The organism is Streptomyces sp. CA-111067 (assembly GCF_050956065.1).
GTDB lineage: Bacteria > Actinomycetota > Actinomycetes > Streptomycetales > Streptomycetaceae > Actinacidiphila.
In genome coordinates, this window is the sequence record NZ_CP192103.1 from 7,765,718 (window position 1) to 7,787,039 (window position 21,322).

Sequence of the window (21,322 nt, forward strand, 5' to 3'; positions counted from 1 at the left end):
GGGGCCGGGGCCCGGGGGGCCGGGCCGCCCGGGCGGACCTTCTCGGATCGCGAGGGCGACCGACCTCGCTTACGTTCGACGCGTCCGGTGCCCGCGCGATGGGAGTTCAGATGACCGAGCAGAGCGAGCGCGTCGTGGCCGGTCCGCGTGAACTCGCTCCCCCCTCCGTTCCGCCCGCGCCGCGGATCCCGCGGGCGCCCCGGCCGCTGGGGGAGCGGCGGCGCTGGCCGCGGTCGTTCGGCGACCGGCTGAGCGCGCCGCTGCCCAGTACCTGGGACGTGCTGCGGGCCGTACGGGAGCGGGCCGTGCGGCCGCCGGCGAACTCGCTGCGCGAGCTGCCGCTGCTGCCGGTCGAGCCGGCGCCGCTGCCCGCGGCCGGGCCCGGCGCGGTGAGCGTGACGTGGGCCGGGCACGCCAGCTGGGTGATCAGGATCGGCGGGCTGACGGTGCTCACCGACCCCGTCTGGTCCCGGCGGATCCCCGCCACCCCGGCCCGGGTCACCCCGGTCGGCGTGCCGTGGTCGGAGCTGCCGCCGATCGACGCCGTGCTGATCAGCCACAACCACTACGACCACCTGGACGCCCCCACCCTCAAGCGGCTGCCGCGCGACACCGCGCTGTTCGTGCCGGCCGGGCTGGCCGGCTGGTGCCGCCGCCGCGGCTTCACCCGGGTGACCGAGCTCGACTGGTGGGAGGCCGCCGAACTGGGCGGGGTGCGCTTCGACTTCGTGCCCGCCCACCACTGGAGCCGGCGCCGGCTCACCGACACCTGCCGCTCGCTGTGGGGCGGCTGGGTGCTCACCGACGGCACGCAGAACGGCAACCCCGGCCGCAAGGTCTACTTCGCCGGCGACACCGGCTACGGCCGCTGCTTCACCGAGATCGGCCGCGCCCACCCCGGCATCGACCTCGCCCTGCTGCCGATCGGCGCCTACGCCCCGCGCTGGCTGCTCAGCCCGGTGCACACCGACCCCGAGGAGGCCGTGCAGGCGTTCCTCGACCTGGGCGCCACCGCGATGGCCCCCATGCACTGGGCCACCTTCCTGCTGTCCTGCGAGCCGCCGCTCGAACCGCTCAACCGCCTTCGCTCGGCCTGGGCGGCCGCGGCCCTTCCGCCTGCCGCACTGTGGCCTCTTCCGGTGGGCGGCTCGCGGGTGCTGCCCGATCCGGCGCCCGGCGCAGCCGCCGTACCGCCTTGGGACCGACCGCGATCGCGAAGGTGAGACCCACCGCGAGGGCCACGCCCTGCCAGGGCTCGGGGAACAGCGAACCGCCGAGGATCCCGATCAGCTGGTACGTGGCGGCCCAGGCCAGGCACGCCGGGACGTCCCCGCGCAGGAACCTGCGCAGCGGCAGCTCCGACATCAGGCACGCCACCATCACCGGGATCCGGCCCGCCGGTATCAGCCGGGACAGCACGAGCACCGCGATCCCGTGCTCGTCGAGCCTGCGCTGCGCGGCGGCCAGCGTGTGCTCGTCGACCCGCTGCTGGAGCCGGTGCAGCCAGCGCGTGCCGCCCCGGGAGTGCACCCCGCGCAGCCCGAGCCAGTACAGCCCGGCGTCGCCCAGCAGCGCGGCGAACGAGGCCACCCCGAAGACGCCGACCAGCGCCAGCGGGTCGGTCTGGTGGAAGGCGACCACCGCGGCACTGGACACCAGCGCGCCGGTCGGCACCACCGGTACCAGCGAGCCGAGCGACACCAGCAGGAAGAGCGTCGGGTAGCCGACCGCCTGCGTGGTGCTCTCCGACGGCGGCGGATTCGCCGCGGCCGAGGCCAGGATCCCGATCACTCCGCAGTCTCCCGTCCGGCGCCGGCCACCAGCACGCTCTGCCCGTGCGCCAGCAGGTGCACCGCGACCTGAGGGGCCCGCTCGGCCGCCAGCCGGACGAACTCCGCGCCCGGCGTGTGGAACTCCTCGGGGCGCACCGCGTCCATGCCGATCGGCCAGTACGTGCCGTAGTGCACCGGCACCGCCGCCCGCGGCTCCAGTTCGGCCAGCGCCTGCGCCGCCCGGCCCGCGTCCAGGTGTCCCTGCCCGAGGAACGGCCCCCAGCCGCCGACCGGCAGCAGCGCCACGTCACACGGTCCGACCGCCTCGGCCATCCCGTCGAACAGCCCGGTGTCGCCCGCGAAGTAGGTACGCGCCTCGCCGGTCACCACATAGCCGAGCGCGGAGCTGCGCTGCGGCCCGTACGGCAGCCGCCGCCCGTCGTGCGCGGCGGGCACCGCCCGTACGGTGACCCCGCCGTCGCCCGCGGCGATCTCGGTGGAGTCGCCGGCCGCCACCTCCACCAGGCGCAGCCGGTCCCGAAGCCGGCGCAGCCCGGGAACAGCGGCGAGCGCGCCGCGCGGCAGCAGCACGGTGGTGCCGGCCGCCAGTCGGCGCAGCGAGCCCAGATGCAGGTGGTCGGCGTGCAGATGGGACACCAGCACCACGTCCGCCTGCGCGGCGGAGGGCGGCGGAAGGGCGCCGCGCCGGCGGCGCAGGTGGGCCAGCCGCCGGGTGAACAGCGGATCGGTGAGCACGCTCACCCCGGAATCCCGCACGGTCACCGTGGCATGCCCCCACCACGTGATCTCCACCGCCACCGCTCCCGCCCTTCACCAGCGCCGTCCCGCCTTGAGGGTATGCCTTCCGCCGCCGGCGCCCGCCCGCCGGACGGGCACCGGGCCCGGAGTGCGGATATGGCAGGGTGGACAGGTGCCACAGCCTGGAGAGACACACCTCGGAGAGAGCAGGAGGCGGGCCGCCGGCCGTAGCGCGCTGCGGACCGTCGGACGGGTGCTCGCCGTATGGGTGGTGGCGTCGGCCACGCTGGCGGTACTCGCCGCCGTGCTGCCGGACTTCAGGATCGAGGCGCCCGACGGCGACAGCCCCACCCAGATCGCGATCACCGCCGCGATCGGCGCGGGCGCCTTCGGCGTGCTCAGCGCGCTGGTGTGGCCGCTGCTGGTACGGGCCCTGCTGCTGGTGCCCGCGCTGGTGCTCGGCGCGCTGGTGTTCTTCCTGAACGGCTCGCTGCTGCTGGTCGCGCTGCGCTTCACACCGGACGGCCGCGGCGAGGTCACACCGGCCACCGCCGTGGTGATCGCCGCCGTGATGTCGGCCGCGTCCTCGGCGACGAGCACCGCGCTCGCCGTGCGCGACGACGCCGCCTACGGCCGCCGGCTGGCCCGGCTCGGCGGACGCAGGCGCCGGCACGCGGGCGACCCGCCGCTGCCCACCACCGCGGGCACGGTCTTCCTCCAGCTCGACGGTGTCGGCCACGACGTGCTGCGCGGCGCTCTCACCTCCTCGCCGCCCGCGATGCCGACGGTGGCCGGCTGGCTCGGCAGCACCCACCGGCTCACCGGGTGGCGTACCGACTGGAGCAGCCAGACCGGCGCCAGCCAGCTGGCCATCCTGCACGGCACCAACCACGACGTGCCCGCCTTCCGCTGGTTCGAGAAGGAGACCGGGCAGGTGATGGTCTGCAACCGGCCGTCCAGCGCCGCCGAGCTGGAGCGCCGGGCGGTGGCACGTACCGGCTCGCGCGGCCTGCTGGCCGACGACGGGGCCAGCCGCGGCAACCTGTTCACCGGCGGCGCGCAGCAGTCGGCGCTGGTGATGTCGGTGGCGGCCCGCCGCACCAGGTTCAGCCGCTCCAGGTCCGGCTACTTCGCCTACTTCTCCGACCCGGCCAACGCGGTGCGCACCGCCTGGTCGTTCGCCGCCGAGGTGGCCCGCGAGGTCATCGAGTCCAGCGCCTCACGGCTGCGCGGGGACCTGCCGCGGATCAAGCGCGGCGGCCTCTATCCGCTGCTGCGGGCGTTCGCCACCGTGGTCGAGCGTGACGTGGCGGTGGCCGCGGTGGTCGGCGACATGCTCGCCGGGCGCACCGCCGTCTACGCCGACCTGGTCGCCTACGACGAGGTGGCGCACCACTCGGGCCCGCACAGCAAGGACGCCCGCAAGGTGCTGACCCGCCTCGACCGCTCGGTGCGGCTGATCGCGGACGCGTCCAGGTACGCGCCGCGGCCGTACCGGATCGTGCTGCTGTCCGACCACGGCCAGAGCCACGGCGAGACGTTCGAGGGCCGGTACGGCATGTCGCTGCGGGAGCTGGTCAGGGCCGGCTGCGGGCTGCCCGCGCACGCCCGGCGGACCGGGCAGCGGCGGCCGGCCGGCGGGGCCGAGTCCCGCACCGCGGCCCGCAGCGCGCTGCGGCGGCCGGAACGGGGGCGGCGCAGCGCGGAGGAGGCGGCCTGTGAGGGGCCGCCCAGCGACCCGATCGTGCTGGCCTCCGGCAACCTCGGCCTGGTGTCGTTCCCCGACATCGCGGGCCGGGCCACCCGGGAGGAGATCGACGCGCGGGCACCGCGGCTGATCGACGTGCTCACCCGGCATCCGGGCATCGGCTTCGTGCTGGTGCGCAGCGCCACGCGCGGGCCGCTGGCGCTCGGCCGGGACGGCGCGGAGCACGAACTCGCCACCGGCCGGATCACCGGCAGCGACCCGCTGGCGCCGTTCGGCGAGGGCGCGGCGCACGCCCTGCGCCGCGCGGACGGCTTCCCGCACACCGCCGACCTGATGGTCAACTCCGCCTGCCGGCCGTCGACGGGCGCGGTGTTCGCCTTCGAGGAGCAGGCCGGGTCGCACGGCGGGCTCGGCGGCCCGCAGAGCCACCCCTTCCTGCTGCACCCGGCGGAGCTGCCGCTGCCGGAGACGGCGCTGACCGGGGCGGAGTCGCTGCACGCGGTGTTCCGCGGCTGGCTGGCCCCGCCGGTGCCGTCGCAGGCGGCCCCGGCGGACTGCCCCGGCACGGAGCAGGAGCAGGAGCAGGAGTCGCTGCCGCGGGCGACGGCGCCGCCGGTCAGCACCTGAGCGGCAGCGGGGCCGGGGTCAGGCCGAGGCGCCGCCGTCGACCACCAGGTCGGTGCCGACGGTGAACGCGGCGGCGGGGGAGGCCAGATAGAGCACGGCGGCGGCGATCTCCGCGGTCTCGCCGGCCCGGCCGACCGGCACGACGGCGCTCAGCCGGGCCGCCTTGTCCGCCGCGCTCTCGCCGGGACGCGAGGACATCGGGGTGTTCACCGGGCCGGGGCTGACCGCGTTGATCCGGACGCCGTCGGCGATGTGGTCGAGCGCGGCGTTGCGGGTCAGTGCGCTGACCGCGGCCTTGGACGCGGCGTAGGCGGCCATCCCCGGCAGCCGCCGGTGCGCGCCGATGTTGGACGAGATGTTGACGATCGCGCCGCCGCCGTGCGCGCGCATCCAGCGGATCTCGTGCCGCATGGCCAGCAGCAGCCCGGTGACGTTGGTGTCGAGCAGGTGCCGCCAGTCGGCCTCCTCGATGTCGGCGACCGGCCCGGGCGCGATGGCGGTGCCGACGTTGTTGACCGCGATGTGGAGCCCGCCCAGCCGCTCGGCGGTGTCCGCGACCAGCCGCCGCACCCCGGCCTCGACGGTGATGTCCGCGGTGATCGCCGCCGCCTCGCCGCCGGCCGCCTCGACCAGGGCGACGGTCTCCTTCAGGGTGCGCTCGGTGCGGCCGGCCACCGCGACCCGGGCGCCCTCGCGGGCGAAGGCGAGCGCGACGGCCCGGCCGATCCCGCTGCCGGCCCCGGTGACGAGGACGGACGTGCCGGTGAAGTTCTCGGACTCGGGCATGGCTTCTCTCCGTCATCAGTCAGCGATGTCAACGTAAAGGTCAAGGTGAATAACAGAACGATCAGTCTGGAATGAGGCCAGAACTGGCCCGTAAACCGGCCAGGAACCCCGCATGAACCCGGTGGGAGTCAGTCGAGCAGGGCCAGCGCCTGCGCCGCCGCGTCCCGCACCCGGTCCTGGCCGCCGCCCGCCTTGCCGACCACCCGCAGCCCCTGGAGCAGGACCACCAGCATCCGCGCCAGCGCCCGCGGATCGCGCCCCGCGGGCAGCTCGCCCTGCGCGCCGGCCCGGATCAGCGCCGACCGCAGGCCGGTCTCCAGCAGGTCCCAGCTCTCCGCCACCTGCCGGGCGGCCGCCTCGTCGTGCGGGGCCAGTTCGACCGCGGTGTTGGTCAGGAAGCAGCCGCGCCGCTGGTCGTCGTCCGCCGACAGCTCGGCGTAGCCGGTCACCACCGCCCGTACCGCGGGCAGCGCCGGGCCCGGCTGGGACAGGGTTTCGAGCAGCGCCCGGTCGCGGGCCTCGGAGTAGCGGCGCAGCGCCAGCAGATACAGCTCGTGCTTGCTGCCGAAGGTGGCGTAGACGCTGGCCCGTCCGATGCCGAGGGCGGCGACCAGGTCGGCCATGGACGTGGCCTCGTACCCGCGCTGCCAGAACAGCTCAAGCGCGCACTGGAGTGCGGTGTCCGGGTCGAATTCCTTGGTCCTCGCCATACCGCCGAGCCTACGATCAAGCAGAACGATCGGTCAAGAAAGCAGAAATCGTCAACCTTGAGTTGACGGCCCCGCAATCGTCAACTTAACGTTGACGCATGGCAGAGAACCCGGCAGAACAAGAGCACCCGGTCCGGCTCGGTGACCTCATCGAGTACGTCAAGCAGCAGCACCCCGGCTTCGATCCGCTCGAAGACCTCGAACACGCCGTCACCCTCGGCTCCCACCTCGGCGACCTCGCCGACCAGCTCATCGGCCACTTCGTGGACCAGGCCAGGCACGCGGGCGCCTCCTGGACCGACATCGGACAGCACATGGGCGTCAGCAAGCAGGCGGCCCAGAAACGGTTCGTGGTCAAGCTCCCCGAGGGCCTCGAACTCGACGTCGAGGCGAGCTTCGGCCGCTTCACCCCGCGGGCCCGACGGGCCGTCACCGCGGCTCAGGAGGAGGCCAGGGACGCCCGCCACCTCGCGATCGAGCCCGAGCACCTGGTGCTCGGCCTGCTCGCGCAGCCCGACACGCTGGCCGCCCGCGCGCTGGCCGAGCTCGGCGCCACCCCCGAGGCGGTGCGGGCCGCCGTGGCCACCCCCGGCACCGGGAACAAGGCGCAGAAAGGCCATCTGACGGTCAGCCCGGCCGCGAAGAAGGCGCTGCAACTCGTCCTGCACGAGGCCGTCAGGCTCGGCCACAACTACATCGGCACCGAGCACATCCTGCTCGGCGTGCTCAGCGACCACGAGGACCCGTCGGCGCGGGCGCTGACCGAACTCGGCGTCAGCCACGAGGCCGCCGAGCGCTGGGTCGTCGACGAGCTGGACCGGCTGACCTCCGGAACCGGCTGACCTCCGGAACCGCCTGACCCGCGGTCCGCGGGCCCCGAGCGCTCAACTCTCCTTGCGCAGCGCCAGCAGCCGGTACACCGGGTCGCCGCGCGGCACCTCCGGGTCCGGCAGCAGTGCCAGCTCCTTCACCAGCGTGCCCGACGTCTCCTCGTCGAGCAGCAGCGCAGAGGCGAAGTAGCCGCGCTGCACGTCCCCGGCCATCCGGGCCGGGGACCGGCCCTGGCCGTGCCCGGTGAAGCGCGCCTCGCCCACCCTGCGCAGCCCGTGCTCGGAGGCCACCGCCGTGATCCGGGAGGCCGCGTCATTGGCCCGCCGCACCCGGAAGGGAGCGATCAGCCGGTCCACGTCGCTGTGCACGTCGTGCGCCGCGTCCTTGTCCACCGTCGTCACGAACGTGCCGCCCGGGCGCAGCACCCGCGCGCACTCCGCGACCACCGCGGGCGCGTCCGGCAGCAGATGCAGCAGCCACACCGCGCTCACCGCGTCGAGCGAGTCGTCGGCGAACGGCAGCCGCCGGCAGTCGCCCTGCACCACCGCGGGGCCCAGCCGGCCGGCCGCCGCGCCGAGCATCCCGGACGACGCGTCGACCCCGAACACCCGCAGTCCCGGCCGCATCAGCCGCTCGCTGACGAGCCCGGTCCCGCACCCCACGTCGAGCAGGGTGCCGGCCGGCTCCGGCACCAGCGCCAGGACCGCCCGCGCGGCCGAACGGGCCCGCGGCACACCGCCCCTGGTGGCGTCGTAGCGCGCCGCTTCCACGTCGTAGTCCAGCATGGGGCAGATCCTAGAGGCCGCAGGTGAACGGGGCCGCCCCCGTGGTCTTGCGCGCCGGTTACGCCCTGAGGCGCGTGTTACGTCCTGCCGCCTCCGCCGGATCCGCCCACCGTGCGCCCGGCAACCGGTAGCCTCACGGACCCGGAGTGCGTACGACTCGGAGTGCGTACACACTCAGAGTGCGTACCAGGGGGGAGCGGGGGAGCGATGACCGGCACGGGCGCGGACGAGGGCGGGCGGTCCGCGGTGTCGCGGACCAGCCCGGAGACCAGGCAGCGGCGCGGGGATCTCGCGATCCGCCCCTTCCCCGACGTCACCGCGGGCACCCCCGCCGACCAGCGTGCCGCGCTGGCCGCGCTGCGGGCCTGGGCCGAGCAGGCGGCCGAGGACGCCATCGACTGGTACCTGCTCGACAAGCGCCGCAAGCGGGTCAGCTCCCGCGTGCTCCAGAGCCTCGCCATCGTCTTCGCGGTGGCCGGCGCCGCCGTGCCGCTGGGCACCGCGGCCGCCGGCGGCTCCGGCCAGGGCTGGGGCTATGTGCTGCTCGCGGTCGCGGCCGGCTGCAAGGGCTTCGACTACTTCTTCGGGCTGTCCTCCACCTGGATGCGGGACATGTCCGTGGTCCAGGCGCTGCGCGGCGAACTCAACGCCGTCCGCCTCGAATGGGCCGCCGACGTGCTGCGGGCGGGACCGGCCGCGGCGCCGCACGCGGGCACCGCCGAGCCCCTGGCCGCTGCCGAGGTCGAACGCCAACTGGCCCTGATCGGGCGCCTGGTTGCGGCGGTGCGCGGCCAGATCGAGGGCGAGACCGCCGAATGGCAGGTGGAGTTCAGCTCCCGTACCCGGCAACTGCAGGAGCAGGGCGGCCTGCCCGCCTCGGGCCGCTGACACCGGCTGACCCGCGCTCACACCCTCTGACACACGGGGGCCGGTCGCTCAACCCCGGTACAGCGCCTCGATCTCGTCCTCGTATACGTTCTCGATCGCCCGCCGCTTCAGTTTCAGCGACGGCGTCAGCGTGCCGCGCTCCTCGCTGAACTGCGAGCCCAGGATGCGGAAGGTGCGGATCGACTCGGCCTGCGAGACCAGGGTGTTGGCCGCGACGACGGCCCGCCGGATCTCGGTCTCCAGATCCGGGTCGTGCACCAGCTCGGCCGGCGGCAGCCCCGGCTTGCCGCGCATGGCCAGCCAGTGCGTGACGGCCTCCTGGTCCAGGGTCACCAGCGCCGCCACGTACGGGCGGTTGTTGCCCACCGCCACGCACTGCCCGACCAGCGGATGGGCCCGTACCCGTTCCTCCAGCGCCACCGGCGACACGCTCTTGCCGCCGCTGGTCACCAGGATCTCCTTCTTGCGGCCGGTGATCGTCAGATAGCCGTCCTCGTCGAGCGAGCCGATGTCACCGGTGGCCAGCCAGCCGTCCCGCAGCACCTCGTCGGTGGCCTTGGGGTTGTTCAGATAGCCCTCGAATATCTGGCCGCCGCTCAGCCAGATCTCGCCGTCGTCGGCGATCAGCACGGTGGTGCCCGGCACCGGCTGCCCCACGGTGCCGAACCTGGTCTGCTCGGGCGGGTTGGCGGTGGCGGCGGCGGTGGACTCGGTGAGGCCGTAGCCCTCGTAGATCGTCACGCCCGCGCCGCAGAAGAACAGCCCGAGCCGCCGCTCCATCGCCGAACCGCCGGAGATCCCGTGCCGCACCCGGCCGCCGAGCGCGTCCCGCACCTTGCTGTAGACCAGCTTGTCGTAGAGCTGGTGCTGCATCCGCAGGCCCGCGCTCGGGCCCGAGCCGGTGCCGAACGCCTTGGCCTCCATCGCCTCCGCGTGCCGCACCGCGATGTCGACCGCCTTGTCGAACACGCTCAGCCTGCCGCCGGCCTCGGCCTTGCGGCGGGCGGCCTGGAAGACCTTCTCGAAGACGTACGGCACGGCCAGGACGAAGGTCGGCCGGAACGCGGCCAGCGACGGGATCAGATCGGACGCGGCCATGCTCGGCTGGTGCCCGAGCCGGATCCGGTGCCGCACGCAGGCCACCTCCACCATCCGGCCGAAGACGTGCGCGAGCGGCAGGAAGAGCAGGGTGGACGGCTCCTCGCCCGGCTTGCTGGCGAACACCGGCTCCCAGCGGGCCACCACGTTGTCCGTCTCGGCCATCAGGTTGGCGTGCGTGATGACGCAGCCCTTGGGCCGGCCGGTGGTGCCCGAGGTGTAGATCACGGTGGCGACCGCGTCAGGGGTGACCGCGAGCCGGTGCCGTTCCACCACGTCGTCGCCGAGGTGCCGGCCGGCCTGCGCCAGCTCCCCGACGCAGTCGGCGTCCAGCTGCCACAGCCGGGTCAGCCGGGGCAGCTCGTCCACGGCCGCGCCGATCGTCATGGCGTGGTCCTCGGACTCGACGATCGCCGCCACCGCGCCTGAGTCGTGCAGCATCCAGCGCAGCTGCTCCGAGGACGAGGTCGGGTAGACCGGAACGGAGCGGGCGCCGATCGCCCACAGCGCGAAGTCGATCAGCGTCCACTCGTACCGGGTGCGGGCCATCAGCGCGACCGGGTCGCCGAACCTGATCCCCTCGGCGAGCAGGCCCTTGGCGACCGCGAGCACCTGGTCGCGGAACTCCGTCGCCGTCACGTCCTGCCAGTTGCCGTCCTCGTCCGCGCGGGACAGCACGACCCGGTCGGGGGCGTGCCGCGCGTTGCCGAACACGGCGTCCGCCAGACCTCCGGCCTGGGGCACGGTGACCAGCGCGGGGACGGTGAACTGACGCAACGGCTGCTCTCTCCTCTGACCCCTCGGTGCGGGCCCGTAAAGTACCCGATCCTGCGGCCGGGTGGGAGGCCGTCGGAGCGACCGCAATATCGGACGTCTGTGCTGGTCGGGCCCGCTTTCCCGGCTGGGCCACGGGGTCTGCCCCGCGGGTCGGCGCGCCGCGCGGTTCCGGCCACCGGGGATCTGCACGAAATCTGCCCGGTCCGGGCACCGTCACTCCACTGACTCGGCCCCTTTCCGCTCCTTCAGCCTCCCTCGTCCCGCTGGTCACGGCAGTGCCGCCGGCAGTGGCATACGCCTGGGCCCCCAAGCGCGCCCGGCTCACCTCCGCAGCGCGCAGACCACCGCGACGACCAGCGACCAGGACGTGAAGAGGCCGTAGGCGAACAGCGCGCCGCCGCGGTCGCCGGAGAGCAGCTGGCGGGTCAGCACCCAGCCGAAGAACAGCACCTCGGCCGCCGCGCCGGCCAGCCCCCACACCGGCCGCCAGATCCCGGCGATCAGGGCCGCCGTGGTGAGCGTGTGGAAGACGCCGACGGCCGGCACCAGCCAGGGGCGCCGGCCCTCGCGCAGGCCCAGCCGGGTCAGGCTGTCCAGCCGCTCCACACCGGGGCCGAAGCGGGCCAGGGCGGCGAGCGCGGACGGCACCACTTCGAGCAGCAGCAGGACGGTCAGGACGGCGCTCAGCGCGAACATGTTCTACCCCCGGATGACTCACCAGCACGCATGTGCGGATCAGTGTGCCGGTTGGACCGAGGGCAGGGCGATGCGGTCTTCCCCCGCGTAGACGTTCATCGAGCTGCCGCGCAGGAAGCCGACCAGGGTCAGGCCGGCCTCGGCGGCGAGGTCGACCGCGAGCGAGGACGGCGCCGAGACCGCCGCCAGCGCCGGGATGCCGGCCATCACCGCCTTCTGCGCCAGCTCGAAGGACGCCCGGCCCGACACCATCAGTATCTCGTCGCCCAGCGGCAGCCGGTCCGCGAGCAGCGCCCGGCCGATCAGCTTGTCCACCGCGTTGTGCCGGCCGACGTCCTCCCGGACGTCCAGCAGCTCGCCGTCCGGGGTGAACAGCGCGGCGGCGTGCAGCCCGCCGGTCCGGTCGAAGACCGCCTGCGCCGCGCGCAGCCGGTCGGGCAGCGCGGACAGCAGCTCGGGGGTCAGCCGCGGCAGACCGGGGCCGGCCATCGGCAGCCGGGCGGCGGTCCTGACCGCGTCCAGGCTGGCCTTGCCGCACAGGCCGCAGGAGGACGAGGTGTAGACGTTGCGCTCCAGGGAGATGTCGGGGACCGGGACGCCGGGGGAGAGCGTCACGTCGACGATGTTGTACGTGTTCTCGCCGCGCCCGGGCGGCGCGCCGGGGGCCGGGGTCGTCGCGCCCGCGCAGTAGGCCACCGAGGCGACCTCGCCGGCCGCGGCGAGCACGCCCTCGCTGACCAGGAAGCCGACCGCCAGCGCGAAGTCGTCGCCCGGGGTGCGCATGGTGATGGCCAGCGACTGGCCGTTCAGCCGGATCTCCAGCGGCTCCTCGGCCACCAGCGTGTCCGCCCGGTGGCCGGCCGCGCCGTCCCTGATCCGCAGTACCCGGCGCCGCTCGGTGACCCGTCCCATGTCCCACCAGTCCCGGTTGTCTCGTCATTCCGTGCCGTCCGCCCGCCGCGGGGTCCCGCGGGTGATCCGAGTGCCGGGTACCCGCCGCGAGCGTGCCATAGGGTTGATGCCGACCGCGCAGCCGCGGACACACAACCCCGGACCTCTCAGGATGGCAGACCGAGATGAGCGACCAGCCGACCGCCGAGAACCACCTGGTGGGCGACGAGCAGGCACTGGCCAAGCTGCGGGCGCTGCGCGGCAGCATCGACAACCTCGACGCGGCACTCGTGCACCTGCTGGCGGAGCGCTTCAAGTGCACCCAGGAGGTCGGCGAGCTGAAGGCCGCCCACCACCTGCCGCCGGCCGACCCGGCCCGCGAGGCCGACCAGATCGCCCGGCTGCGCCGGCTGGCCGAGGACGCCCGGCTGGACCCGGCCTTCGCGGAGAAGTTCCTGAACTTCATCGTCGGCGAGGTGGTGCGCCACCACCGCGCGATCGCCGCCCGGCCGCGGCAGGACGGCCGGGCCTGAGCGGGCTCCGCCGACCCGCTGCTTCCGGCCGGTTCCGGTGATCGCTTCCGACCCGAAACCCTGTGCCCTGTCCATGCGTTGAACGTGGTGACGGGCCGGACGGCGCCGCACCGTCGCGGCCCGATCACCGGCCCGTGCACGCGTTCGATCGGTGAACCACGCACACATATGGAGCGGGACATGAAGCTCACGATCTTCGGGGCGACCGGGGGCATCGGCCGGCAGGTCCTCGACCAGGCCGTCGCCGCGGGGCATGAGGTGACGGCGGTGGTCCGCAATCCGGCCAAGGTCGGCCAGGACGTCCACACCGTCACGGCCGATCTCTCCGCTCCCGACCCGGAGGCGCTGCGTGCCGCGGTCGCCGGGGCCGACGGGGTGCTCTCCGGCCTCGGGCCGCGCGGCAAGTCCGACGCCGGGGTCACCTCCTCCGGCACCCGGGCGATCGTCGCGGCGATGCAGGCGGCCGGCGCCCGGCGGATCATCACCGTCAGCGCCGCCCCGGTCTCCACCACCGCCTCGCCGGGCCGGCCGAACCCGCCGAAGCACGACGAGGGCGAGGGCCCGCTGATGCGCTACCTCGGCACCCCGGTCAGCCACCTGATCCTCGGCAGGCACTTCACCGACCTCGCCCTGATGGAGGACGTGCTGCGGGACAGCGGCCTCGACTGGACGGTGGTCCGCCCGCCGCGCCTCACCGACAAGGCCCTCACCGGCGTCTACCGCACCGCGAACGGCCACAACCTCAAGGGCGGCAGCACCATCTCCCGGGCCGACACCGCCCACTTCATGCTCGCCGCCCTGACCGACCCGGCCACCGTCAAACAAGCCGTCGGCATCGCCGACTAGCCCCCGCGCCGGCCCCGGACCGGCCCTCACCCCCCGCAATCACAGGTGAGAACCACCCCGATTCCTTGCTACCCTTGACCTGTCACCGCGCAGACCTCGGTCGCAGCGGCACACCTGGTCCGGGTGGCGGAATGGCAGACGCGCTAGCTTGAGGTGCTAGTGCCCTTTATCGGGCGTGGGGGTTCAAGTCCCCCCTCGGACACACATCACCACCCCAGTATCGTTCGGGCCGGTATCCACGCGGCCCGGACGATTTTCTGTTTGAGGCGGCGCCCGGCCGGGTCAGGGGGATGACGGGGGCGGCGTCGTCTGGGGGTGGTGGGTGTCGGTGATGGTCTGGCGGAGTCGTAGGGCACGGTCGTGGTGGCGGCGGGCCAGGTCGGGGGCGTCGGCGGCGGCCAGGTCGCCGATCAGCTGCCAGCACGCGGCTTCGTCGTGGCGGTCGCCGTGCCGGTGGAAGATGCCGGCCGCGCGCTCGAGTGCCAGGTCGGCCAGGTCCCGGTCGGGGCGGCCGGCGTGTACGCGGCCGACTTCCAGCAGGGTGTACGCGGCGCACCGCTCGTCGGCCATCTCCTCGAAGGTGGCCAGCGCCTGGCGCAGGCAGCGCAGTGCCTCGTCCGGATCGCCGCGCTGGTCGTGCAGCCGGCTGCACCGGCGCAGCACGACCGCCACCCGGTGCGCGTCGCCGAGCGCCTCGGCCTGGTGCAGGGCCTGGCCGAACCAGGTCTCCGCCTCGTCCAGTCGGCCGAGCATGAGCCGCATCACGGCCATCGAGCAGGACAGTTGCGCCTCCAGGTGCCGGTCGCCCTCGGCGACCGCGATGCCCAGGGCGTGCCCGATGCGGTCGGCGGCCTCGGCGAACCGGCCCTGCACCCGGCTGACCGTGCTCAGCGCCGCCACCGAGAGCGCCTCGCCGCGCTTGTCGCCGCCGTCCTCGCAGAGCCTGATGGACGACTCCAGGGCCCGGGTCGCCTCGCCGAACTCGTCCTGGTAGATGTGCAGTTGGCCCAGGTCGCGCAGCAGCACCGAGATGCCGCGCGCGTTGCCGGCCGCCTCGGCCGCGGCCAGGGCGAGCCGGTGGCCGTGCTCCCAGTCCTGGTACAGGCACCGGTGGTCGTAGTAGGTCACCGCGCCGGCCGCCAGCTCCCAGGCCAGCTCGTGGAGTCCCCAGTCCGCGGCCAGCTTCACCGCGCCGAGCAGGGTGCTGCGTTCGGCGTCGAACCAGCCGACCGGGTCGGCCGTCAGCCGGTCCGCGACCGTGTCGGGCAGCGGCCGGCGCGGCGCGGAGCCGGGCTCGCCGGCCAGCAGCCCGGCCGGCAGCCGGCCGGTGGCGCGCCCGGCAAGGTCGAGCCAGGTGGACAGCACCCGGACGACCGCTTCCCGCCGTTCGGCCGGCGGCAGCCGGGCGGCGACCTCCACGGCGCAGGTCCTGATCAGGTCGTGCAGCCGGTAGCGCGGCTGGCCGATGGCGTCGGTGGCGGTGAGCCGCACCAGGCTGGCGTCCACGAGGCTGTCGAGCACCTCGTCGGCGTCCGGCCGGTCGAGCAGCGGGCCGATCACCCAGCCGGGCAGGATGTGGGCGCCGAGCAGACCCAGCAGGCCCAGCGCGCGCACCGCGTCGTCCGGCAGCAGCCGCAGGCTCAGTCCGACGCTGGCCCGCACGCTGAGGTCGCCGATCCGCAGCTCGGCCAGCCGCCGGGACTCGTCCTCGATCCGCTCCCGCAGCACCCGCAGCGACCAGGCCGGGCGGCCGGTGAGCTTGGCGCCGGCGATCCGGATCGCCAGTGGCAGGTTGCCGCAGGCGCCGAGGATCGCGTCGGCCTCGGCCGGCTCCTGCTCGACCCGCCGCCGCCCGACGATGCCGGTGAACATCTCGTGGGCCTCGGCCGGGCTCAGCACGTCCAGGTCGATGTGCCGGGCGCCGGGAAGGTGCGTCAGCAGGACGCGGCTGGTGATCAGCACGGCGCAGCCGTCGGCGCCCGGCAGTAACGGCAGCACCTGGTCGGCGTGCCCGGCGTCGTCGAGCACCACCAGCATCCGGCGGTCGGCGAGTAACGACCGGTAGAGCGCGGCCCGTTCTGACACCCCGCCGGGGATCGCGCCGCCGGCCACCCCGAACGCGCGCAGCGCCTCGGCCAGCATCAGCGCCGGGTCCCGCGGCTCGTCCGACGTCCCGGCGAGGTCGAGGTAGAGCTGCCCGTCGGGGAAGGAGGCGCTGGCCAGCCGGGCGGCGTGCGTCACCAGGGAGGACTTGCCGACACCGGGGCCGCCCACGACGACGGCCACCGGGGCCCGGTCGGGCGCCGACGGGTCGAGCAGCCGGGCTACCTGCGCCAGCGCGTCGATCCGGCCCACGAAGTCGGGGACGTCCAGCGGCAGTTGGCGCACCGGCAGCGCCATGACCGGTTCGGCCGCGTCCTTGCCCGGACCGTCCGGGAGGGTGCCCGCGGGTCCGCCCGCCGGGACGGGGGCCGCCAGCGACGGATCGGCGGCCAGGATGCGCCGGTGCAGCGTCTGGAGCGGCGGGGTGGGGTCGACGCCGAGCTCGCCGGCAAGAGTGCGGCGCAGCCGCTCGTACACCTGCAGCGCCTCGCCCTGCCGCCGGCACCGGTACAGGGCGACCATCAGGTGCTCCGCGACATGCTCGTCGAAGGGGGACTCGCGCAGCAGCGCGGTCAGCTCCTCGATGACCTCGCGATGCCGCCCCAGGCCGAGTTCGATGCTCAGGCACAGCTTGTGGGTGGCCGCGCGCTTCTCGTTCAGCCGTGCCGCGTCCAGCTCCAGGACCCGGCTCGATATGCCGGCCAGGGCGGTGCCGCGCCAGCAGGCCAGCGCGCGCCGCAGCGCGACCGCGGTCTGCGGCGGCGAGGTGTGCCGCTCGGCGAGCCGCCGCTCGTGGTCGAACTCCAGCAGGTCCAACTGCTCGCGTTCCAGATGGATCTGGTAGCCGCCGCGCCGCGTGCTGATCAGAGAGCGGGGCGCCCCGCTCACGGCGAGGTTGCGGCGCAGCCCGGACACGGCGTCCTGCACCTGGCGGACCGCGGTGGCGGGCACTTTCCCGTCCCACATCACGGCAACGAGCTGGTCCATGGCGACGAGGTCGTTCGCACCGACCAGGAGGGCGGCGAGCATCTTGGCCTGCCGCGCTCCGTCGAGTCGAACCTCGGACCCCGTGACCTGGGCGTACAGCGGCCCGAGCACGCCGAATCTCATGTCCCCCGACACCCCACGATCAGTGCCGAACCCCCGTTTGACCCGGCAGTGGCACAAATCCTAACGCTGTACCCTGCCCCGGCCAGGTCGAAGATCAGCCATCCGCAGCCAGGTGGCACGCGGCGCTCATCACGTCCTGCGCGCCACCGTTTCGCGGTCCGCGCTCACAGGGCCGACTGGAGCCCTTCGTAGCGCACCGACCAGCGGCGGTCCGCCGGGAAGCCCGGGGCGTGGCGGTCAGGTGCGCCGGTCCAGCCGGCCGCCATGAACGCGACGGCGTACAGCAGCGCGGCGTTGCTCGGGAAGTAGGGGAACGGGCCGCCGCCGGCCAGCCCGGCGTCGTCGAAGCTGAAGTTGTCGGTCGGATAGAGCAGGAAGTCCACGGCGTCGTCGGTGCGGCCGAGGCGCGCGGCGCACATGGCGAGCATCGGGAAGTCCCATCCCCATGTCTGGTCGAACTGCCAGCCGCTGAAGACCTTCTCGGCGGTGCGGGCCATCGTGGGGACGTCGACGCCGTCGCCCGGCAGCCAGCCGTACGGGCCGATCAGCGCCGGGTGCTCGTAGTTCCACTGCGTCCACATGTCCTGGACGCCCTCGTGCAGGACGTACGTGCCGTCCTGCACCGGCAGCGCCGCGAGCCTGTCGTGCACCCGCTGCCACTGCGGATCGGCGTGCAGGCCGAGGCGTTCGCGCCACTGCTGCGCGATCCGCAGGCCGAACCGCCAGTAGGCGAGCTCGAACGTCGGGTTCTGAGTGGTCTTCGGGTCGGTGTTCTCCGACACGACGTACATGGGCGGGCCGAGGATGTAGCGGCTGGTGTCCTCGTCCCAGAAGGCCCAGGAGGAGAGGAAGTCGGCGGTGTCGAAGACGATGTCGCGCCACTTGTGCAGGGTGCTCTCGTCGGGATGCGCCTGGTAGTCCATCTCGGCGAGGAAGAGCGGATGCGGCTGCTGCCACACCAGCAGGGCGTGGATGACGTGCGGCGACTCGCGGCCGTCGGCCGTCGTGCACTTCGGCCAGCGCGCGCCGCGGAAGCCCTGGAACTCGGCGCGTTCGAGCGCCGACCGGTGGAAGCGCTCGTAGACGTCCAGGCTGCGGTCGAGCATCGGCCAGCGGTTCCACAGCGCCCACTGCGCGCCGTGCCACCAGTACATCTCCATGTGGAACTTGCCGTTCCAGCCGTTGTTGACGAGCCCGGCCTCCTGCGGCGGCAGCGAGCCCGCCTCGTTGACCCGCATCAGGTACTGGGAGAGCACGACGCGCCGCTCCAGCTCGGGCCAGCGCGAGTCGGTGCTCGCGGACAGGTCGACCGCGCCGCCGGAGAGCCAGAACTGCCGCCAGGCGCGGGTGCTCGCGGAGAGTGTCGCGCTCGACGTCGGCGCCGACTTCGCCGGTGTGGGAGCGTAAGTGCAGGTGAACCGCAGCTGGTTGGTGCGGCCGGCCGCGGCGAGACGGTAGCGGTGCCGGTCGGCCGCCGCCCCGATCGACAGGGTCTGGCCGTCCTGGACGACGATGTCCTGGTCCTGGCCGGCATAGGTGTAGCCGAGCTCCAGCCGCTTGGCCTGGCCGGGCGCCGGGTCGCCGAGGGTCAGGTAGTTCACCTGCAGGATCAGCGAGTTGCCGGTGACCAGCTGCGCGAGCTTGCCGGTGACGTCGGCCCAGTGGCCGTCGGTCCCGTACCGCGCGGTGCGGATGACGAGCTCCCCGGCACCGGAGCCGGTGCCGAGTCCGGTGAGCACGCCGTGGCCCTCCCAGGCGAGCGCTGCGTGGTACTCGGTGGAGTCCAGCCGGTGCGTGATGTCGGCGCGATTGTGCCCGTGCGGCGTCATCGACGTCGTGTGGGCGTCCGGGGCGCCGTAGGTCCCGACGTACGAGGCGAACTCCTGCCCGTCGGCGTAGGGGAAGTCGAGGAAGACCGCCAGCCGTCCGGCGGCGACGAGCGGCGAGTCGATCTGCACGGCGACCGTGTCGTGGTCGGGGTGGCAGCAGGTGCGGACGTGGACGGGTTCGCCGGCGACCTCGAACCGGCTGTCGATGACGCCGGTCCACAGGTCGAGTTCCTGGTGGATCCCGGTGATGTCGTCGGCGGTCGCGGCGCGGCCGTCGGGCATCGACAGCTCCATGCCGATCCGCCCGAGGTTGAGGCGGGCCGGGTTGGCGTAGAGCCAGGCCGACAGTTCGGGCTGGTCCGGGTTGGGAATGGGGTAGTCGACCGGGCGGCCGTGGGTGTCCCAGACCTGGCCGCGGAAGTCCGACGGCTGCTGGCCGGCTGGCAGCGGGAAGCTGTGCCACCCCCAGTCCGACATGGTGTTGAACGGCACGAACGTCTGCAGCCCGGTGATGTCGACGCCGAACGCGAACCCGCCGTTGCCGACCTGTAGCGGGCTCTGCGTGTCGAGCTTCCCGCGCACCACCCGATGCCGGGCCACGACGGCCTGCCGGTCGATCGGCCGCATCGGCTCGCCGTGCCCCGGCCCGCCGGCTGCGGCGGCGGGCTCCGCGGAGACCCCGGCCACCGCGGCGGCGGCCGACCCGGACAGGAACTTTCTGCGGCTGACCATACGTGTGCCTCCTGGCTGGCTGAGGGAACAGTCATCGGTGCTGACCGGCGGCGGCCGCGAGTGCCCGGCTGTACGTACAGCCTCTGAACGTTCAATCGAACGGGCGCTCTTGCCCCGCGGTCCTTTCGCGGGCCGCTACTTCGGGTGCCCGGGGTGCCCGGGGTGCCCGGGGTGGGCCGGGTGGCCCGGGTGGTGCGCGCCGGGCCTGCTGACGCTGGTCGAGAACTTGAGCGACCGCCCGGCCTCGGCCCTGAACGTCGAGCCGTTGTCGTTGCTGTACGACTCGCCGCCGCCCGGGTAGGGGCCGTTGTCGTTGTACTCAAGGCCGTAACAGCCGGTGTCGGAAGCCGACCTGACCATCAGCCCGTAGCGCTGCCCGGCCGTCACGGCGATGCCGGGGGCCACCGTGACCTCCCGAGGCGACCAGCCGATCCGCGCGGCCGGCACGACCGTCGAACTCAGCGCCGCGCCGGTCGGCAGCGACGAGCCGTCCGCCCGGTAGACGCTGATCTCCAGGCCCGCGTCCGGATTCCCCGACTGGAAGCCGGTGTACGAGACGGCCGACAGCGTCCCGCTCCGCCCGGCCACGAACGTCTGGAACCTGGCGATGCCGGAGCCCACGTCGCAGTAGCTGCGGAAGCCGCTGACCCCGTCGGCCTGGTCGGCGTCCGGCGGCGGCACCTGGTGGCCGGCCGAACCGGTGGCCAGGGCGAGTGGGAAGGAGTTCTGACAGGTCATCGGCGAGATCGCCCCGGTGCCGGTGAACCGCAGCGGCGCCCAGTAGTAGTTGGCCAGCGCCTCGTTGCGCTGCCCGTTGTTCCACAGGTCGCTGGCGTAGAGATACGCGGTGCCCGAGGTCGTCGGGATCTCGGAGACGAACGAGGGCTGGCCGCCGCAGGAGTCCGCGCTGATCTTCACGGGCGCCGACCAGGGGCCGAGCGGGCTCGGCGCGGTCCGGTACGAGGTGCCGGTGCCCGCGCAGTAGCCGCAGTTGGGGTCGGAGTAGGTCAGGTAGTAGACCCCGCCGCGCTCGAACAGGGACGGCGCCTCGGTCTGGCTCTGGCCGAGCCGGGTGTAGTCGCCGGTCCCGGTGAGGTAGTCGGGGGAGAGCCGTTCCACGACGAGGTCGCCGTTGCTGCGCCAGTCGGTGTAGACGAGGTAGCCGGTGCCGTCGGTGTCGACGAAGACGTCGTGGTCGCCGTTGTTGACGCCCTTCGCCGGGGCGTCGTTGTTCACCGCGAGTGTCGGCTCGGGGGCCTCGGTGAAGGGACCGGCCGGGTTGGAGCTGGTCAGCACGCGGAAGCCGACGCTGTTGTCGTACACGTTGACCCAGAGCACGTACTTGCGGGTGCTCGCGTCGTAGCCGATGTGCGGCCGGAAGCACCCGTAGGTGGCGCCGTCGCAGCGGCCCTGCCAGACCCCGCCGGTGGCGTCGAAGAGCTGCCCGCGGTCGGTCCAGTGCACCAGGTCGGGTGAGGTGTAGACCTTGAAGCCGCAGAACGGCGATGTGGTCGCCTGCCAGGCGAACCCGCAGTCGTAGCTGGTGCCGTAGAGGTAGTACGTCCCGTTGAAGAAGTCGATCTCGCCGTCGTGCGCGTCCACCGCGTTGCCGTCGGTGTCGAACCTGACCACCTGGTCGCCGAGCGCGTCGAAGTTGGTGACGGTGGTGTTGAACGAGTGCCGGGGCGCCGCCGCGGCGGGCACGGCCGGCAGCAGCATCCCCAGCGCGGCGGCCAGGATCAGCGTCACCGCCCAGCGGACGGCGTGCGGGGTTCTCATGGGGGACCTCCGTGATTGAAACGGTTCAATACGGTTGCCCGTTACCGTAGCCCACCCGGGTG

General features: G+C 73.7%; 16 protein-coding genes, 1 tRNA gene and 1 pseudogene. 7 read left to right on the forward strand and 11 right to left on the reverse strand.

Annotation, left to right across the window (positions count from 1 at the left end; translation table 11 throughout):
* Positions 1–110: 110 nt before the first annotated feature.
* On the forward strand, positions 111–1,223 hold the full coding sequence (locus ACQPW6_RS34300; protein ID WP_433893615.1) for an MBL fold metallo-hydrolase: 1,113 nt from the start codon (positions 111–113) through the stop codon (positions 1,221–1,223).
* Here ACQPW6_RS34300 and ACQPW6_RS34305 read toward each other — a convergent pair.
* Positions 1,159–1,788: pseudogene (locus ACQPW6_RS34305) on the reverse strand (DedA family protein); the annotation flags it as partial. The gene ACQPW6_RS34300 and the pseudogene ACQPW6_RS34305 sit on opposite strands and share 65 nt — an antisense overlap.
* Positions 1,788–2,591: an MBL fold metallo-hydrolase gene (locus ACQPW6_RS34310; protein ID WP_433893616.1), complete on the reverse strand. Its 804-nt coding sequence runs from the start codon at positions 2,589–2,591 to the stop codon at positions 1,788–1,790. The pseudogene ACQPW6_RS34305 and the gene ACQPW6_RS34310, both read right to left, overlap by 1 nt.
* A gap of 193 nt (positions 2,592–2,784) precedes the next feature.
* On the opposite strand from ACQPW6_RS34310, the gene ACQPW6_RS34315 reads away from it, so the two are divergent.
* The gene (locus tag ACQPW6_RS34315) at positions 2,785–4,866 is read left to right on the forward strand and encodes a phage holin family protein (protein ID WP_433893617.1); all 2,082 of its coding nucleotides are present in this window, start codon (positions 2,785–2,787) and stop codon (positions 4,864–4,866) included.
* An 18-nt stretch (positions 4,867–4,884) separates the two neighbouring features.
* Here the strand turns inward: ACQPW6_RS34315 and ACQPW6_RS34320 are convergent, their stop codons facing one another.
* Positions 4,885–5,652 carry an SDR family NAD(P)-dependent oxidoreductase gene (locus ACQPW6_RS34320; RefSeq protein WP_433893618.1) on the reverse strand — a complete coding sequence of 256 codons (768 nt, stop codon included), beginning with the start codon at positions 5,650–5,652 and terminating at the stop codon, positions 4,885–4,887.
* Positions 5,653–5,780: 128 nt separating this feature from the next.
* Positions 5,781–6,362 carry a TetR/AcrR family transcriptional regulator gene (locus ACQPW6_RS34325; RefSeq protein ID WP_433893619.1) on the reverse strand — a complete coding sequence of 194 codons (582 nt, stop codon included), beginning with the start codon at positions 6,360–6,362 and terminating at the stop codon, positions 5,781–5,783.
* Positions 6,363–6,460: 98 nt separating this feature from the next.
* On the opposite strand from ACQPW6_RS34325, the gene ACQPW6_RS34330 reads away from it, so the two are divergent.
* On the forward strand, positions 6,461–7,204 hold the full coding sequence (locus ACQPW6_RS34330) for a Clp protease N-terminal domain-containing protein (RefSeq protein ID WP_433893620.1): 744 nt from the start codon (positions 6,461–6,463) through the stop codon (positions 7,202–7,204).
* Positions 7,205–7,246: 42 nt separating this feature from the next.
* On the opposite strand, the gene ACQPW6_RS34335 is transcribed toward ACQPW6_RS34330, so the two are convergent.
* Complete coding sequence (locus ACQPW6_RS34335; protein WP_433893621.1) at positions 7,247–7,978, reverse strand: class I SAM-dependent methyltransferase; 732 nt, start codon at positions 7,976–7,978, stop codon at positions 7,247–7,249.
* A 207-nt stretch (positions 7,979–8,185) separates the two neighbouring features.
* Here ACQPW6_RS34335 and ACQPW6_RS34340 point away from each other — a divergent pair, with 207 nt between their 5' ends.
* Positions 8,186–8,866, forward strand: a complete 681-nt coding sequence (locus tag ACQPW6_RS34340) for an SLATT domain-containing protein (protein WP_433893622.1) — start codon at positions 8,186–8,188, stop codon at positions 8,864–8,866.
* Between the two features lie 48 nt (positions 8,867–8,914).
* Here the strand turns inward: ACQPW6_RS34340 and ACQPW6_RS34345 are convergent, their stop codons facing one another.
* The 3 genes from ACQPW6_RS34345 to fdhD all read right to left on the reverse strand — a co-directional run bounded on the left by ACQPW6_RS34345 (position 8,915) and on the right by fdhD (position 12,349).
* Positions 8,915–10,741 (reverse strand): AMP-dependent synthetase/ligase, encoded by a 1,827-nt coding sequence (locus ACQPW6_RS34345; protein ID WP_433893623.1) that lies wholly within the window; start codon positions 10,739–10,741, stop codon positions 8,915–8,917.
* Positions 10,742–11,062: 321 nt separating this feature from the next.
* Positions 11,063–11,437: a hypothetical protein gene (locus ACQPW6_RS34350; protein WP_433893624.1), complete on the reverse strand. Its 375-nt coding sequence runs from the start codon at positions 11,435–11,437 to the stop codon at positions 11,063–11,065.
* A gap of 39 nt (positions 11,438–11,476) precedes the next feature.
* On the reverse strand, positions 11,477–12,349 hold the full coding sequence (gene fdhD / locus ACQPW6_RS34355) for a formate dehydrogenase accessory sulfurtransferase FdhD (RefSeq protein WP_433893625.1): 873 nt from the start codon (positions 12,347–12,349) through the stop codon (positions 11,477–11,479).
* Between the two features lie 164 nt (positions 12,350–12,513).
* Between fdhD and ACQPW6_RS34360 the strand changes: the two genes are divergently transcribed.
* The 3 genes from ACQPW6_RS34360 to ACQPW6_RS34370 all read left to right on the forward strand — a co-directional run bounded on the left by ACQPW6_RS34360 (position 12,514) and on the right by ACQPW6_RS34370 (position 13,909).
* Entirely contained in the window at positions 12,514–12,861 is a 348-nt protein-coding gene (locus tag ACQPW6_RS34360) for a chorismate mutase (RefSeq protein WP_433893626.1), read from the forward strand.
* A 180-nt stretch (positions 12,862–13,041) separates the two neighbouring features.
* The gene (locus ACQPW6_RS34365; protein WP_433893627.1) at positions 13,042–13,707 is read left to right on the forward strand and encodes an NAD(P)-dependent oxidoreductase; all 666 of its coding nucleotides are present in this window, start codon (positions 13,042–13,044) and stop codon (positions 13,705–13,707) included.
* A gap of 117 nt (positions 13,708–13,824) precedes the next feature.
* Positions 13,825–13,909: transfer RNA gene (locus tag ACQPW6_RS34370), tRNA-Leu, on the forward strand.
* An 80-nt stretch (positions 13,910–13,989) separates the two neighbouring features.
* Here the strand turns inward: ACQPW6_RS34370 and ACQPW6_RS34375 are convergent.
* The 3 genes from ACQPW6_RS34375 to ACQPW6_RS34385 all read right to left on the reverse strand — a co-directional run bounded on the left by ACQPW6_RS34375 (position 13,990) and on the right by ACQPW6_RS34385 (position 21,260).
* On the reverse strand, positions 13,990–16,920 hold the full coding sequence (locus ACQPW6_RS34375) for a BTAD domain-containing putative transcriptional regulator (protein ID WP_433893628.1): 2,931 nt from the start codon (positions 16,918–16,920) through the stop codon (positions 13,990–13,992).
* Between the two features lie 164 nt (positions 16,921–17,084).
* Positions 17,085–19,481 carry a DNAJC11 domain-containing protein gene (locus ACQPW6_RS34380; RefSeq protein ID WP_433893629.1) on the reverse strand — a complete coding sequence of 799 codons (2,397 nt, stop codon included), beginning with the start codon at positions 19,479–19,481 and terminating at the stop codon, positions 17,085–17,087.
* 135 nt (positions 19,482–19,616) lie between these two features.
* Complete coding sequence (locus tag ACQPW6_RS34385) at positions 19,617–21,260, reverse strand: family 43 glycosylhydrolase (protein ID WP_433893630.1); 1,644 nt, start codon at positions 21,258–21,260, stop codon at positions 19,617–19,619.
* Positions 21,261–21,322 lie beyond the last annotated feature (62 nt).

Coding starts and splice junctions, on each gene's coding strand:
- ACQPW6_RS34325 (WP_433893619.1), bottom strand. CDS start 6,362: ATGGCGAGGACCAAGGAATTCGACCCGGACACCGCACTCCAGTGCGCG.
- ACQPW6_RS34330 (WP_433893620.1), top strand. CDS start 6,461: ATGGCAGAGAACCCGGCAGAACAAGAGCACCCGGTCCGGCTCGGTGAC.
- ACQPW6_RS34350 (WP_433893624.1), bottom strand. CDS start 11,437: ATGTTCGCGCTGAGCGCCGTCCTGACCGTCCTGCTGCTGCTCGAAGTG.
- ACQPW6_RS34300 (WP_433893615.1), top strand. CDS start 111: ATGACCGAGCAGAGCGAGCGCGTCGTGGCCGGTCCGCGTGAACTCGCT.
- fdhD (WP_433893625.1), bottom strand. CDS start 12,349: ATGGGACGGGTCACCGAGCGGCGCCGGGTACTGCGGATCAGGGACGGC.
- ACQPW6_RS34365 (WP_433893627.1), top strand. CDS start 13,042: ATGAAGCTCACGATCTTCGGGGCGACCGGGGGCATCGGCCGGCAGGTC.
- ACQPW6_RS34375 (WP_433893628.1), bottom strand. CDS start 16,920: ATGAGATTCGGCGTGCTCGGGCCGCTGTACGCCCAGGTCACGGGGTCC.
- ACQPW6_RS34360 (WP_433893626.1), top strand. CDS start 12,514: ATGAGCGACCAGCCGACCGCCGAGAACCACCTGGTGGGCGACGAGCAG.
- ACQPW6_RS34340 (WP_433893622.1), top strand. CDS start 8,186: ATGACCGGCACGGGCGCGGACGAGGGCGGGCGGTCCGCGGTGTCGCGG.
- ACQPW6_RS34385 (WP_433893630.1), bottom strand. CDS start 21,260: ATGAGAACCCCGCACGCCGTCCGCTGGGCGGTGACGCTGATCCTGGCC.
- ACQPW6_RS34335 (WP_433893621.1), bottom strand. CDS start 7,978: ATGCTGGACTACGACGTGGAAGCGGCGCGCTACGACGCCACCAGGGGC.
- ACQPW6_RS34380 (WP_433893629.1), bottom strand. CDS start 19,481: ATGGTCAGCCGCAGAAAGTTCCTGTCCGGGTCGGCCGCCGCCGCGGTG.
- ACQPW6_RS34320 (WP_433893618.1), bottom strand. CDS start 5,652: ATGCCCGAGTCCGAGAACTTCACCGGCACGTCCGTCCTCGTCACCGGG.